This is a genomic window from Chitinophaga sancti (assembly GCF_034087045.1).
GTDB classification, from domain to species: Bacteria; Bacteroidota; Bacteroidia; order Chitinophagales; family Chitinophagaceae; genus Chitinophaga; species Chitinophaga sancti_B.
The window spans coordinates 8,276,305-8,291,290 of record NZ_CP139247.1 but is presented as its reverse complement, the minus strand read 5'-3'; the positions used below and the strand labels follow the sequence as shown (position 1 = coordinate 8,291,290).

Here is a 14,986-nt window from a genome sequence, read left to right as displayed (position 1 = left end):
ATAGTGAAGCTGTAATGCCGTAGGATGACAGTTAAACCAGAAAAAATAAATTTTAATCCCACCAGAGGTACAGAGTCTTTGTGTCTTTTAGCTCCTGGACGAGATCTTCCACGTTTCCAACACCTTCCTCAGCAATATCCGGACAAAAATTATGTATTTCCCTGGCAAAGGCATCGAGGTCTGCGGGTGGGATATGCGCTATTCTGGCCTCAAACCAGTCGCTACCTGCTCCAAGGATCTCCAGGGAGTATCGATTGTGCCAGTCGTGCAGTCTGAATAGTAAACTATCATTGGAGATGTCGTAATTAGGAGCAGCCGTGCATTTTAACCGGATGATGTCAAACTGATCATTGGATTTGATCACGGCATATTGGTCAGGAAGGTTCCCGTAATTTTCTTCAGATTTAAAGAGGAGATAGCCGGCAGACCTCAGTTTTTTGCGGATCCGCTCGTATTTCTCTGGCTTGGGGTTATACTCAAACTCTACCCCTGCATCTTCTCCAAGGGTATGTAACGGTGCCGTAGTAAGTGACCGGATGGCGGAAATAGCGCTCCGGTCAAAATGCAGGGAATCCGCCAAAGCACGATCCTGTTCACTGATGGGTACCTCTTTTCCAAAGTAAGTGCAGGAAAAAAGGAGGGTGACAGCCGCAAAGGATAAAAGAACTTTGCTCATAGGTATTATTATATAGTTCTCAATGTACAAAAATGAGTATAACCGGACAACCCTGGGTCGAAATCGAATTATTAAAATGGCTAATAATCAATATTTTAAGCAAATAATTGACCTGGTTGCTTTACTCAAAAATCTATTTTTTACCACCATATAATCAATTCCTTCATCTATATCCTCCTGGTTTCAATTAGAATAAGCTGTAAAAAGTACACTTTAAAAAAAAGATATTATTAACGACCGTTTAACACCTTCATTTGTTACAACAGTCTACCTTTACATTATTAGGGTTTTCATAGGATAGTAAACAAGAGCCGGATAGTCTTATCAGGCTCTTTCTTTTTATATAAACATTTGTATGTTAAACCATTCTATCCTTCTTACTCATATTTTTCTTTCATTTTTACTATAATACTTTTATAATACAAGTAGCGTATAGAGTCAATAAAAATCCTCCTATTTCAGGCAATTAATAAATTTCATATAGAAATTTCCCCGGAGTTTTCTACATTTAAAAGCTGTGAAGCAACGACGTTATGAGATAATATCACGTGCACAAACCCCCCGTTACATGCTGCGGGTAGTGAAAAACAACTCAAACCTATCATAAAGAACAAAAAGTATTTGCCAATGAACCGTAAGTTAAGAATGGGAATGATTGGGGGCGGTAAGAATGCCTTCATCGGTGCTATTCATAGAATTGCAGCGAACATGGATGGACTGATTGAATTGAAAGCAGGTGCTTTCAGCTCTGACCCTGAACTCTCTAAAGCCTCCGGCGAAATGTTGTTCCTCCACCCTGACAGGACTTATCCTGACTATAAGACGATGCTGGAGGCAGAAGCGAACAAACCGGCTGATGAAAAACTGGATTTTATTGCCATTGTTACGCCCAATCACGTGCACTTTGAACCAGCTATGCTCGCGCTGGAAAAAGGTTTTCATGTAGCCATCGACAAACCCATCACATTTACCCTCGAAGAAGCCAAACAACTGAAAGCAAAGGTGGAAGCTACCGGCCTCTCCCTCCTGCTCACCCACACTTACACTGGTTACCCTATGGTAAAACAGGCGAAGCAAATGGTAAAAAACGGTGTATTTGGCAAGATCAGAAAAGTCTATGTTGAATATCCACAGGGGTGGCTCAGCACTTTCTCTGAAAAAGATAGTAAAGGTGCTGCCTGGCGTACAGACCCCAGCCGCTCTGGTAAAGCAGGTTGTATGGGCGATATCGGTACCCACGCTGCCAATCTGGCCGAGTATATCAGTGGACTGAAAATAGACAAACTGTGTGCTGATCTCAATATCGTAGTTCCCGGTCGTGCACTGGATGACGACGGTGGGGTATTGTTGAAATTCGATAATGGTGCTTCTGGTGTGCTCATTGCTTCCCAGGTGGCGGCTGGTGAAGAAAATAATCTCACCATCAGGGTATATGGTGAAAAAGGCGGTATCGAATGGTCACAGATGGAACCTAATACCCTGCTGGTAAAATGGCTGGATAAACCTACTGAAATTTATCGCGCTGGTAATAACTATGGCGCCCTGCAAAGTAGTTTTGCCATCCACAATACCCGCACTCCCGGCGGACATCCGGAAGGTTACCTCGAAGCCTTTGGCAACCTGTATCGCAACTTCGCACTCACGCTGCTGGCTAAATTAAATGGTGAAACACCTGCACCTGAGGCACTCGATTTTCCAGGTGTGGATGATGGCGTAAGAGGCATGGCCTTCATTGAGAACGTCGTGAAATCAGGACAAAGCAACGAAAAATGGACAAAATTTGAAATCTGATCTATTATGAAAACTATCAAAGGACCCGGTATATTTCTGGCGCAGTTCCTGGGTGACACTGCCCCTTTCAATTCATTGGAGAGCATCTGTAAATGGGCGGCAGGCTTAGGTTTTAAAGGCGTGCAGATCCCTACTTCCGATCCAAATATCTTCGATCTGCAAAAGGCTGCTGAAAGCAAAACGTATGCTGATGAGATCAAAGGATTAGTGCAATCTACCGGTTTGGAAATCACTGAACTCTCTACTCACCTGCAGGGACAACTGGTAGCTGTGCATCCTGCATTCAGCGATCTGTTCGATGCATTTGCACCTGCTGACAAAAGAGGTAAACCTGCTGCACGTACTGAATGGGCGGTGCAGCAACTGAAATATGCTGCAAAAGCAAGTCGTAACCTGGGCCTCGATGCGCATGCTACTTTCAGTGGTGCATTGCTCTGGCATACGGTGTATCCATGGCCACAGCGCCCTGCTGGCCTCGTTGAAACCGGGTTTAAAGAACTGGCGAATCGTTGGTTGCCGATCCTCAATGAATTTGAAGAGAATGGCGTAGACGTCTGTTATGAAATTCACCCCGGTGAAGATCTGCATGATGGCGTTACTTACGAACGTTTCCTGGAAGCGACTGGTAATCATAAACGTGCCTGTTTGCTATACGACCCAAGTCATTTTGTATTACAATGTCTCGACTACCTGGAATATATCGACATCTATCATGAAAAGATCAAAATGTTCCATGTGAAAGATGCAGAATTCAATCCTACTGGTCGTTCCGGTGTATATGGCGGTTACCAGGGTTGGGTAGATCGTCCGGGTAGATTCCGTTCACTGGGTGATGGTCAGGTTGATTTTAAAGCCGTGTTCAGTAAGCTCACGCAATATGATTTTTCAGGTTGGGCGGTGATGGAATGGGAGTGCTGCCTGAAGCATCCGGAAGATGGTGCGAGAGAGGGTGCACCGTTCATCAAAGATCACATTATTCGTGTGACAGAAAAGGCGTTCGACGATTTTGCCAGTGCAGGCGCGGACGAAAGTCTGAACAGAAAGGTACTCGGTCTGGAATAAGGCGCTTTTCATCATAATTATCGTATTTAAATTATAAGGTTGCTTATATTACACAATCTGTATTTGTCATAATCTGAAATAGGACTTATAAAATGGAATCTAAAATGAGAATGCGTTATCTGGCACCATTCGTATTAAGTGCATTTTTCTTAGCCTCATGTGGTGGTAGCGATAACAGCAGCGAGAAGAAAGACACATCAACAAGCAGCAGCGAAGCGCCTGTTGATAACTCAATGGTAAAGCAAGGTGCAGCGGAAGCAGCAGCTTCGAAAGGCGCAGGTCTGATTGCACAGTCGGACTGTCTGACATGCCACAAAGTAGATATGAAAGTGGTAGGCCCTGCTTACAAAGAAGTAGCTGCCAAATATGAAGCCTCTGAGGCAAACATCGAAATGCTGGCTGACAAAATCATCTCTGGTGGTAGCGGTCATTGGGGCGAAGTTCCCATGCAGGCACACCCGAATGTATCGAAAGACGATGCCAAAGAAATGGTGAAGTACATTCTGTCTTTAAAGTAGTCAAATAATTATCCGTAGCGGATTACGGATGCAATAAATTTACGGGTCTCAACTATGTCATTCTGTGGGTGAACTTCGGAACCATTGTATACTACGTTGATTGATTCTTTCGTAATCCGCTTTGCTAAAATTCCAAACCCAAACAAATCCATTCATCATATGAAATTGCTCATTCCCGTTTTGGCGCTCAGTCTCTCGTCGGTCGCTGTTTTCGCGCAACAACCCAATACTTTAACTGCAAAGGAACAAAAGGACGGCTGGAAATTATTATTTGATGGCAAGACGACTACAGGCTGGCACTCTTATCTGCAATCCACTGCTACTGACAGGTGGAAGGTAACTGATGGCGCATTTGTACTCGATACTGCTGTGAAGAAAGGTGGTGGCGACCTCGTTACCAACGATGAATATGAAAACTACGATTTTACCTACGAATGGAAGATCTCTGAAGGTGGCAACAGTGGCCTGATCTTCAGCGTACATGAAGATCCGAAATATGGTGCTACCTATCTGACAGGTGCTGAAATGCAGGTGCTGGACGATGCCCGTCATCCGGATGGTAAATATCCTAAACATAATTCAGGCGATCTGTATGATTTGAAGAAATCAACCAAAGAGGCTGCAAAACCAGTAGGAGAGTGGAACAAAGCACGCATCCTGAAAAAGGACGGCCATCTTACCTTCTGGCTCAATGGCACTAAAACCATTGAAACCACGATTGGCAGCGACGAATGGAAGGAGCTGTTAGCGAATAGTAAGTTTAAAACCTGGGAAGGTTTTATGAAATATGCGAAAGGTCACATCGCCCTGCAGGATCATGGCAATGTAGTGAGCTACCGCAGTCTCAAGATCAAAACACTCTAATAAATATGAAAAAACTGTTTGTTGGCATTGTATGTGCCACCGCACTGTTGATGTTGTATCCTATGACCCGGTTGATAGCCGCGGATCGTCCACGCCTGCTGGTTTTTTCGAAAACGATGGGCTTTCGTCATGATTGTATTCCTGTTGCTAAAGTTGCTTTCATCAAGCTGGGACAGGACAATGGATTTGATGTGGACACCACGGAAGACGCCAGTGCATTTGAATACAAGAATCTAAAGAAGTATGCGGCAGTGTTGTTCTTAAATACGACAGGCAATGTGCTGGATGACAAGCAACAGGTCGCTATGGAAAAATATATTCACAAAGGCGGTGGTTTCATGGGCATTCATGCTGCAACTGATACGGAGTATGACTGGCCATGGTACAATAAGCTGGTAGGAGCCTGGTTCACCAGTCATCCGGCACAACAGCAGGCTACCCTGCAGGTAGTAGACAAGAATAACGACGCCACCCGTCACCTGGGCGATAAATGGTCCAGGTGGGATGAGTGGTACAATTTTAAAGATCTGAACCCCGATGTACATGTGCTCATCAAAATAGATGAGAGCAGTTACAAAGGCGGTAAGAACGGCGATAACCACCCCATGGCATGGTATCATGATTTCGATGGAGGCAGAGCTTTTTATACAGAGCTGGGGCATACTAAAGAATCGTATAGCGATAAGATGTACATGCGGCATGTACTGGGCGGACTGAGATATGTGATGGGCTTGAAAGCCGCTACCGCTAGCACGGCAGGAACCTTTTACTAATCATATAGAAAGCCCCCTGAAATGGGGGCTTTTTTCACGAAAACAACTATCATGCGATTGAGGTATGCTATTTACCTGGCTGCGCTTTTCGGAATTATCCTTTCCGGTTGCCAGTCAAAGATCAGACCCGGTAATCCCAGGGTGCTGGTATTCTCGAGAACTGCCGGATTCCACCACGCCTCTATTCCTGCCGGCATTGCGGCGATTGAAAAATTAGGGAAAGAAAATGGATTCGATGTAGACACTACCACTAATGCCGACATGTTCGTAGAAGATACTTTGCAGAAATATGCTGCTGTCATCTTCCTGAACACTACCGGCGATGTACTGAACAATTACCAGGAAGCAGATTTTGAAAGATATATTCAATCCGGTGGGGGGTATGTAGGTGTACATGCTGCTACGGATACTGAATATGAGTGGGGTTGGTATGGAGGACTGGCGGGTGCTTACTTTGACAGTCATCCTGCTGGTACACACAAAGCCACACTGATTGTAAAAGATAAGTCCTTTGGTCAGTTGCCCGATAAATGGGAACATGAAGACGAATGGTATAACTTCAAAAAGATCAGTCCCAATATCAAAGTTATTATGACGGTGGATGAGAAGACGTATGAAGGGGGGAAGAATGGAGACAATCATCCTATAAGCTGGTTCCACGATTATGACGGTGGCCGTGCGTTCTACACAGAACTCGGGCATACAGACGCTGCTTATAAAGAAGAGAATGTGCTGAAATTGTTGCTGAGTGGTATTAAATATGCCATTGGCAAAAATCAGGTACTGGATTATAACCTGGCCACTACCCTGAGAGTGCCGGAAGAAGATCGCTTTACCAAGAATACCCTGGTATCCGGTGAGTTCTTCGAACCTACTGAGATGACGATTCTGCCTGATCTGAATATCCTCATTGCACAGCGCAGAGGTGAGATCATGTACTTTAATCAGCAGGCGCATAAGTTGACGCAGGCTGGTTATTTAAGGGTGTACTACAAAACAGAAGTACCGAATGTGAACGCAGAAGAAGGGGTACTGGGTATCAGTGCGGATCCTGATTTTGCTACTAACCATTATGTATATATTTATTACTCCCCTGTTGACACCTCAGTGAACAGGTTGAGTCGTTTTACATTTGAAAACGGTCAGATCGATTCGACTTCGGAGAAGATTGTGTTGCAGCTGTACTCACAGCGTAATATCTGTTGTCATACAGGTGGTTCTATCGCCTTTGGCCCTGATCATTTACTGTACCTGTCCACAGGTGATAACTCCACACCATTCGATGAACCAGGCCAGCAGTATGTATCAAAAGGATATGGGCCGTTGGATGATCGGCCGGGTCACCTGAATTATGATGGCCGTCGTACATCAGCCAATACAAATGATCTGAGAGGAAAGATCCTTCGTTTGAAGATCAATCCGGATGGTACTTATTCCATTCCTGAAGGAAACCTCTTTAAGAAGGGAACACCAAAGACCCGTCCTGAAATTTATGCAATGGGTACCCGTAACCCTTACCGTATTTCTGTGGATCGTAAAACGGGGTATGTGTATTGGGGTGAAGTAGGACCTGATGCAAACAACGATGATCCGGAGCGTGGTCCAAGAGGGTATGATGAAATTAACCAGGCGAAGAAGCCGGGTAACTATGGTTACCCGATGTTCGTGGGTAATAACTATGCTTACCATCGCTACGATTACGAAACAGGAAAAGCAGGTGCTGCATTTGATCCTGCAAAACCTGTGAATGATTCACGTAATAATACCGGTATCAGAGATTTACCACCTGCTACACCAGCAATGATCTGGTATCCGTACGATAAATCTCCTGACTTCCCATCTATGGGTAGTGGTGGGCGTAATGCCATGGCAGGACCTGTGTTTTACAATGAGTATTACCCTCAGGAGACACGTTTCCCTGATTACTACAGTGGTAAGTTCTTTATTTACGATTGGGTAAGAGGCTGGATCAAAGCGGTGACTTTTGATAAAGATGGCAATCTTTCCAAGACAGAACCATTCATGCCGCATACCAAATTCAATGCGATCATTGATATGGAAATGGGACCTGATGGCCGACTGTATGTATTGGAATATGGTAATGGCTGGTTTAGTAAGAACAAAGATGCAGGGTTGGCAAGAATTGACTTTAATGGTGGCAACCGTGCGCCAGTAGCGAAGATCCAGGCGAACAAACTGTCTGGTGGTTTACCATTCAAAGTGAAACTGACTGCGAAAGGATCTTCTGATCCTGACCATGATCCGCTTACTTACATCTGGTACCTGGGTAATGGTAATAAAAAAGAAACGAAAGAACCGGAAACAGAAGTAACGTATGCTGTAGCTGGTGAATATGCAGTATCAGTAGAAGTGCTGGATGATAAAGGTACCAGTACCCGTAGTGAAGGCATTGCGTTGTACGCAGGTAATGAGACCCCGGAAGTAAAGATCAATATCACGGGTAATAAAACTTTCTACTTCTCAGGCAAACAGGTAGCTTATGATGTACAGGTAAGTGATAAGGAAGATGCTAACAATATCAAACCTGAGAACATGTACATCCATGCAGAATATATGGAAGGTAGCGATCAGGCGGCGATTCCTCAGCAGGGGCATCAGATCATCACAGGGGTGATAGCAGGTAAGAACCTGTTTGAATCAGGCGATTGTAAGACCTGTCATAAGCTGGATGAAAAATCGATCGGTCCATCCTTTAAGCAGGTAGCAGAGAAATATAAAGAGGATCCGAATGCGAAAGATTATCTGGCGAATAAGATCATCAAAGGTGGTGGTGGCGTATGGGGCGAAACGGCGATGTCTGCGCATCCAACACTCACATCAGGAGAAGCGCATCAACTGGCAGATTATGTGATGTCGCAGAGTGGAGATAACAAAGCACCCGCTTCGTTGCCACAGAAAGGAACTGTGTCTCCAACAGCAGGTAAGCCGGAGAATGATAATGGTGTGTTGTACCTGGTAGCCAGTTATACAGACCAGGGAGGTCCAAATATTCGTCCGCTAACGGGTACGGCTACAGCCATGCTGAAGAGCCCTAAACTGGTAGCTGCTAATTATGATCAGTCTTTTGGTGTAACTACGTTTGAAGCAAATGACATCAAGTTCCTGATCCCTACCGCGAACAGCTGGGTAAGTTATAATAACCTGGATCTGACGGGTGTAACGGGTGTGGGAATCAGCTACTATTCACAGGAGTCTTTGCAGTATGGATATAATGTGCAGTTGTTCCTGGATAAAGAGAGTGGTACTAAGTTAGGCGAGGTGGTAATAGGGCCGGGTGCTAAAGTAAAAGCACCTAATACAGCTACGATCAACTTTGCACCGGTAGCTGATGGCAAGTTGCATCATCTGTATATAAAGATTACGGCGGTAGATGCAGGGGAGAAGACGTCGTTGGGGATTAGTAGATTTGAATTATTATCGAAATAAATAGCAACTTATTATCGAAATAAAAAGCAACGGCCTGCGGTGATCACCGCAGGCCGTTGCTTTTTAAGCAAAAATACTTACAATCTCAATCGTATACCACTCGCCGATTCTCAGGATTACGCCTGATATATCAAGCTCCGCCTTCATTCCAACAGCCACAAACTCACCCTCCCCTTCATCACTGAAATAATAAGGCCCATACACAGCAGCACCCAGACTAAACTGAATTGAAACAGGAATATGATCGTGGGCGGTGATACAATAATCAACCATACCTAATGAACTCTCGCTAACACCTGAAACAGGCCAGGTAATAGACTCAGCAGCGGCCACGATTTTAGAATAACGAACAGGCAAAATGGAAAAACCGGACATATATTATGAGGAGTGCAGGTGTTTTGGGATCAATCTTCTCATGAGCAGGATGTGGGTTATCAGAAAAACTTACTCCTACTGAAGATAAAGATTATTCCCCTTATTTTCCCGCTTTTTTACGTCCGGCATAAATATAATCGATCATTAGAACAGCGATCAGGATGAACAGGCCAAAGAACTCCCTGGTTTCTTCAATCCATGGCTGCGAGGCTTTCATAGTCTCTGCAATGTTCTCCCCATGATGTTTGGTCGCCCAATCCCATACGCCATTCTGATCAAAGAATTTATATACTGCATAACACAGGTATACCAGACTACCTGCTACATATGCTTTTCTATAAAATTTGCCCATGGCAGCCAATGCACAGCATGCCGCTCCGTACAAATAGATAGGCATCCAGATATATGGATCCGGATCGTTGTATTGCAATCCTGCGAAAATGATGAAAAGGATGCACCATATAATGTTGAATAATTTCATAAAGAGACCTGATGTTGTAGAATATTTCACCAATATATAAAAAAAATATACCTTTGCCCCGAATTCCTTATTTCATCACTTTTTAAAACACAAGGAATCATGCTGAACCGTACCCACATATCACCCATCGATCTTGCCGCATAGTCCGGCAGGACACCCCGTTTCCAATTAATTTTTCCTGATTAAAAATTTAGTTGCGGCATTGCTATGCCTGCACGAAGCATTCTTATGAGCAATTTAAAAGCAAAAGAGCTCAGCAGGATCGGCTATACAGACGATCGTGCCCGGAGCCTTGTGATTAATATATTCTCTAAACACTTTAAGCATCATACAAAAGAAGAAGCGATCTCTTTATTGAATGATATTAAAGACAATCCCACTACTTATCGTAATGATGAAGTACTGGGAAAAATAGCTGCTACCTTCCTTGAAGAAGTAGTAGTAAAACCTTTCCGTGCACATTCCTTACTGGAAACAACAGGTGATGTAAAAGTGTATGGCGCCAAAGAAATAGAAGCCGGTGCCAGAAGGCAAATGGAGATAGCGATGACGCTGCCAGTTGCTGTGCAGGGCGCTTTGATGCCTGATGCACATACCGGGTATGGTTTGCCAATTGGTGGCGTGCTCGCTACGCACAAAGCGGTGATTCCTTATGCAGTAGGTGTGGATATCGGGTGCAGAATGGCCCTCTCTATCTTAGATACAGGCGAGAGTTTTCTGAAGCGATATTCTTTCCAGTTAAAAACTGCGTTGAAAAACTTCACGCATTTTGGATTGGAAGGTGGATTAGATATGGAGCAGGAACATGCAGTACTGGATCATGCTACATTCAAAGCAACTGATTTGTTAAGAAGGTTGCAGTCAAAAGCAGCCAGGCAATTAGGTACATCAGGTACCGGGAATCACTTTGTAGAATTTGGCCTGATTACATTGAATGAAGACAATGCTTTAGGCATTGCAGCAGGTGAGTATCTCGCCCTCTTATCACACTCAGGTAGCAGGGGTTTAGGTGCTGCTATTGCGCAGCATTATACAAAGATCGCGATGAATACCTGCAAGTTGCCCAGAGAGGCACAACAACTGGCGTGGTTAGATCTCGATACACAGGCAGGACAGGAGTACTGGATGAGTATGCAGCTGGCAGGTGAATATGCCAAAGCATGTCATGACAGGATTCATGCAAACCTGCTGAAAGAAACGGGTTTGCAATCACTGGCTACGATTGAGAACCACCACAACTTTGCATGGGAAGATACGTTGGCAGATGGTCGCAAAGCGATCATTCACCGTAAAGGTGCGACGCCTGCGCATGCAGGTGAGTTAGGCATCATTCCGGGTAGTATGACGACAGCAGCTTACCTGGTATCAGGCAAAGGTGTACCGGCATCTTTGTACTCTGCCTCACATGGTGCAGGCAGGGCCATGAGTCGTACACGCGCAAAAGAAAATGTGACGATGTCTGCACTGAAGAAGATGTTGGCCGATGCCAATGTTACACTCATCGGTGGTAGCGTAGAAGAAAATCCGCTGGCATACAAAGACATTGAACGAGTGATAGATGCGCAGCAGGAGTTGGTAAACATTGAGGGAAGATTCGTTCCCCGTATTGTAAGAATGTATAAAGAATAAGTAATGGACAAAGCTATCATACAAATAACTGCTGGCAAAGGACCAGCGGAATGTAGCAGGGTGGTGGCCAAAGTAACTGAAAAGTTATTTGCACAATGTCGTAAAGGAGGCATTGCAATAGAATTACTGGATAGTACACCGGGTGACCTGAAAGGCACCTTCTTATCCACATTGTTGTCAGTAAGTGGCGATATTGACAACTTATCAAAAGAATGGGCAGGCACAGTTCAATGGATTGCCCGTAGTCCATATAGAAAGTTTCACAAGCGAAAGAACTGGTTTGTAGGAGTGGCATTTTTCGATGTTGCGAAACAGCTGCAGTTTAAAATGGCGGATGTGAGAATGGAAACATGCAGAGCATCAGGTCCTGGAGGGCAGCATGTGAATAAGGTGGAAACTGCAGTGCGTGGTACACACATTCCTTCTGGCATACAGGTGCTGGCGATGGATAGCCGTTCTCAATGGGAGAATAAACAGCTTTGTTTGAAAAGGCTGGAAGCAAAAGTGCAGGCATGGCAGGGTGAAAAACTGATTCAGCAGCAACAGGAGCAATGGCAGGAACATAATGAACTGGAACGCGGACGTGCTGTGAAAACGATTGAAGAAGCGTTGTAAAAAAGGGGGGTATTCCAGCAAATGGGCGATGTGTCATTTGCGGGCAGCTACTGTGCTGAAATGAACACTATTACATCAGTAAACATATTGATAATCAATTATTTTATTGTTGGCATACTTTTCCGGCCTGCAAAGACCATGAGCAACTACCTGCACACAGCCATTCGCAGTTTGCAACACCGCAAAGCGTATGCGTTCATTAATATTACGGGCCTGGCTATTGGCATAGCCTGCATTATTCTTATCTATGCCACCGTAACTTATCACCTGCGTACTGACAATTTTCATTTGCACAAAGAGCAGATCTACCGGATCATTTCGAAATTTCATATGGATGAACAGGCGTCGGTCAATACAGGAGTACCTGGCCCGTTGCCTGATCGTTTCAAAAATGATTATGGTATTGCAGAGCAGGTGACACACCTGGACATGTTAAGTAAAAAACGCATAGCGGTGACGCGTGGTCAGAATTTCCTGGAAGACATCGCTTTCACTGATCCTGCTTATTTCGAGATGTTCAACTTTCCGTTATTAAACGGCAATACCCATGGCGTGGTCATTACCGAAAGGATCGCGCATAAATATTTTGGTAAGCAGGACCCGGTAGGACAAAGTTTTTTGCTGGATGATACCATGCGTTTTCAGATCAGTGGCGTATTGAAAGACCTGCCTGCAAATACAGACCTGCGGCAGGAGATCTTTTTCCCATTTGACAAATTGAAGGACTATCAACAGTGGATGGTAGAAGACTGGTGGATGAGTGTAAATAAATCGGTGCAATGTTTTATCAGGCTGAAGCCCGGTATTACTCAAGCTGTGGCAGACCAGACATTGAAAGATCTTGCTAAAAAAGCATATGGGAATGAAGATAGTTTTTTTGCCTTTGTCACTCAACCTTTGGGAGACATTCACTTTAATACAACACTGGATGGGGTGATTCGGAAAAGCACCTTGTGGATGATATCCTGTATAGGGTTTTTATTGATCATTACTACCTGTATCAATTTTATAAACCTGTCTATAGCGCAGGCCTGGAGCCGTTCCAAAGAGATTGGTGTCAGAAAAGCACTAGGTAGTTTCCGTTGGCAGCTGTTTATGCAGTTCATTACTGAAACAGCGCTATTGACAATAGCAGCCATGGTAGCGGGTGTGATGCTGGCATGGCTGGGATTACCTTTTTTAAACAACCTGTTGCACACGACGATAAGCTGGTGGAATGTGCGTGGCTGGAGTTTTTTAATCGTGCTTTTTATAAGCATCGTATTATTGTCCGGCATGTACCCGGGACTGATTATTTCAGGGTTAAGGCCGGTAGTGGCATTACAGCAAAAAAAGGCGGCCCGTGGATTTTCTTTCAGAAGGGGATTAGTGATTGTACAATTTGCTATTTCACAATTGCTGATCATTTGTACCATTATCATCGCCAATCAAATGAGGTATACACAGGAAGCAGATCCGGGATTTCGCAGATCGGCCATCGTGATGCTGCCGGTACCTGACAATGATGCGGCAAAGGTGCATGCATTGTCAGGTAAGCTGGGTGACATTAGTGGGTTTACTTTTTGCCGGACAGCCCCGGCAGCAGATTATTCTCCTTCTACAGGAATTGTTTGTAACAACAGGAATGTTTCTGTCGCTTATAAGACGGCGGATGCGAATTATATTCCTTTTTTCGGATTGCAGTTGATCGCTGGAAGAAATGTAACGGCTTCAGATACGATGAGAGAGTTTGTGGTGAATGAAACGGCAGTAAAGAAACTGGGATTTCGCTCACCTCGTGAAATAATCGGGTATCCTGCAACTGTGAATGGGACAAAGGGTACAGTAGTAGGTGTAGTGAAAGATTTTCATTACCGCTCTTTTCACGAATCGATAGAGCCCCTGGTGATCACCACCCTCATATACACCTATCAGAATTGTGCGGTGAGTATTAATATGGCAAGGGCACCGCAGATGATGGCAGCTGTCGAAAATGCCTGGAAGGAGGTATATCCTGCTTATATTTTTCAATCCAGTTTCCTGGATGATGACATGTCGAGGTTGTACCAGAAGGACCTTATTATTTATGAGCTGGTTCGCATATTTACATTGATTTCGGTGGTGATTGGTTGTATTGGTTTGTATGGGTTGATTTCTTTTATGGCAGCACAGCGTACGAAAGAAGTGGGGATCCGGAAGACATTGGGTGCCGGGCTGGGAAATATATTGTGGTTGTTTGGAAAAGAATTTTTCCTGTTGTTGATAGCTGGTTTTGTAGTCGCTGCGCCGGTAGGCTGGTGGGTGATGCACCGCTGGCTGGATTCTTTTGTGTACAGGACGGAGCCGGGGATTACTGTTTTCGCTGTGGCAATTTTGTTTTCAATGATAATCACAGTGTTGACGGTAGCATGGCGGGCAATAAAGACGGCGAATATAAATCCTGTAAAGAGTCTTCGCACTGAGTAATTGTATTAATCTGTTTAATAAAAATAGGGTGTATCTGTCTTTTGATACGCCCTATTTTTTTTAGTTTAAAAAAAAATCTTTGCATAAAACAAATGAATGTGTTAATTTGGTAGACGTAACCAAAGTCTAATATCCACGATTATTATTCTAAACAACGTTATGACATGAGAACAAGCTGTATGTAGTAGTTTGTACGCCTGTGCAAATGTGCCCTCCTGAAATAGTGCTGTAGCAAATACCCAATTAAAATAAACCTTGACCGGAATTGTAACACCCTCCCACTGCATTCGCGGGCAGTGCGAAGAGAATT

General features: G+C 44.3%; 12 protein-coding genes. 9 read left to right on the top strand and 3 right to left on the bottom strand.

Annotation, left to right across the window (positions count from 1 at the left end):
• Positions 1-52: 52 nt before the first annotated feature.
• Positions 53-676: a DUF4253 domain-containing protein gene (locus SIO70_RS33150; RefSeq protein WP_320578226.1), complete on the bottom strand. Its 624-nt coding sequence runs from the start codon at positions 674-676 to the stop codon at positions 53-55.
• Positions 677-1,303: 627 nt separating this feature from the next.
• On the opposite strand from SIO70_RS33150, the gene SIO70_RS33145 reads away from it, so the two are divergent.
• The 6 genes from SIO70_RS33145 (at position 1,304) to SIO70_RS33120 (ending at position 9,131) form a co-directional block, all read left to right on the top strand.
• A complete protein-coding gene (locus SIO70_RS33145; RefSeq protein ID WP_320578225.1) occupies positions 1,304-2,467 on the top strand; it encodes a Gfo/Idh/MocA family oxidoreductase in 1,164 nt (387 codons plus the stop codon).
• 6 nt (positions 2,468-2,473) lie between these two features.
• Complete coding sequence (locus SIO70_RS33140) at positions 2,474-3,529, top strand: sugar phosphate isomerase/epimerase (RefSeq protein ID WP_320578223.1); 1,056 nt, start codon at positions 2,474-2,476, stop codon at positions 3,527-3,529.
• Between the two features lie 104 nt (positions 3,530-3,633).
• Positions 3,634-4,047 (top strand): c-type cytochrome, encoded by a 414-nt coding sequence (locus SIO70_RS33135; protein ID WP_320578221.1) that lies wholly within the window; start codon positions 3,634-3,636, stop codon positions 4,045-4,047.
• A 159-nt stretch (positions 4,048-4,206) separates the two neighbouring features.
• The gene (locus SIO70_RS33130) at positions 4,207-4,911 is read left to right on the top strand and encodes a DUF1080 domain-containing protein (protein WP_320578220.1); all 705 of its coding nucleotides are present in this window, start codon (positions 4,207-4,209) and stop codon (positions 4,909-4,911) included.
• Positions 4,912-4,916: 5 nt separating this feature from the next.
• Positions 4,917-5,684 carry a ThuA domain-containing protein gene (locus SIO70_RS33125; RefSeq protein ID WP_320578218.1) on the top strand — a complete coding sequence of 256 codons (768 nt, stop codon included), beginning with the start codon at positions 4,917-4,919 and terminating at the stop codon, positions 5,682-5,684.
• Between the two features lie 51 nt (positions 5,685-5,735).
• Positions 5,736-9,131 carry a ThuA domain-containing protein gene (locus tag SIO70_RS33120; protein ID WP_320578216.1) on the top strand — a complete coding sequence of 1,132 codons (3,396 nt, stop codon included), beginning with the start codon at positions 5,736-5,738 and terminating at the stop codon, positions 9,129-9,131.
• 63 nt (positions 9,132-9,194) lie between these two features.
• On the opposite strand, the gene SIO70_RS33115 is transcribed toward SIO70_RS33120, so the two are convergent.
• Both SIO70_RS33115 and SIO70_RS33110 read right to left on the bottom strand, forming a co-directional pair.
• Positions 9,195-9,506: a hypothetical protein gene (locus SIO70_RS33115; protein WP_320578214.1), complete on the bottom strand. Its 312-nt coding sequence runs from the start codon at positions 9,504-9,506 to the stop codon at positions 9,195-9,197.
• Positions 9,507-9,606: 100 nt separating this feature from the next.
• Complete coding sequence (locus tag SIO70_RS33110; RefSeq protein WP_320578212.1) at positions 9,607-9,987, bottom strand: transmembrane 220 family protein; 381 nt, start codon at positions 9,985-9,987, stop codon at positions 9,607-9,609.
• Positions 9,988-10,215: 228 nt separating this feature from the next.
• On the opposite strand from SIO70_RS33110, the gene SIO70_RS33105 reads away from it, so the two are divergent.
• The 3 genes from SIO70_RS33105 to SIO70_RS33095 are packed head-to-tail and all read left to right on the top strand — an operon-like array spanning position 10,216 to position 14,676.
• Positions 10,216-11,616 carry an RtcB family protein gene (locus SIO70_RS33105; RefSeq protein WP_320578210.1) on the top strand — a complete coding sequence of 467 codons (1,401 nt, stop codon included), beginning with the start codon at positions 10,216-10,218 and terminating at the stop codon, positions 11,614-11,616.
• Positions 11,617-11,619: 3 nt separating this feature from the next.
• Positions 11,620-12,231: a peptide chain release factor H gene (gene prfH, locus SIO70_RS33100; protein ID WP_320578208.1), complete on the top strand. Its 612-nt coding sequence runs from the start codon at positions 11,620-11,622 to the stop codon at positions 12,229-12,231.
• 60 nt (positions 12,232-12,291) lie between these two features.
• On the top strand, positions 12,292-14,676 hold the full coding sequence (locus tag SIO70_RS33095) for an ABC transporter permease (protein ID WP_320578206.1): 2,385 nt from the start codon (positions 12,292-12,294) through the stop codon (positions 14,674-14,676).
• Positions 14,677-14,986: the final 310 nt, after the last annotated feature.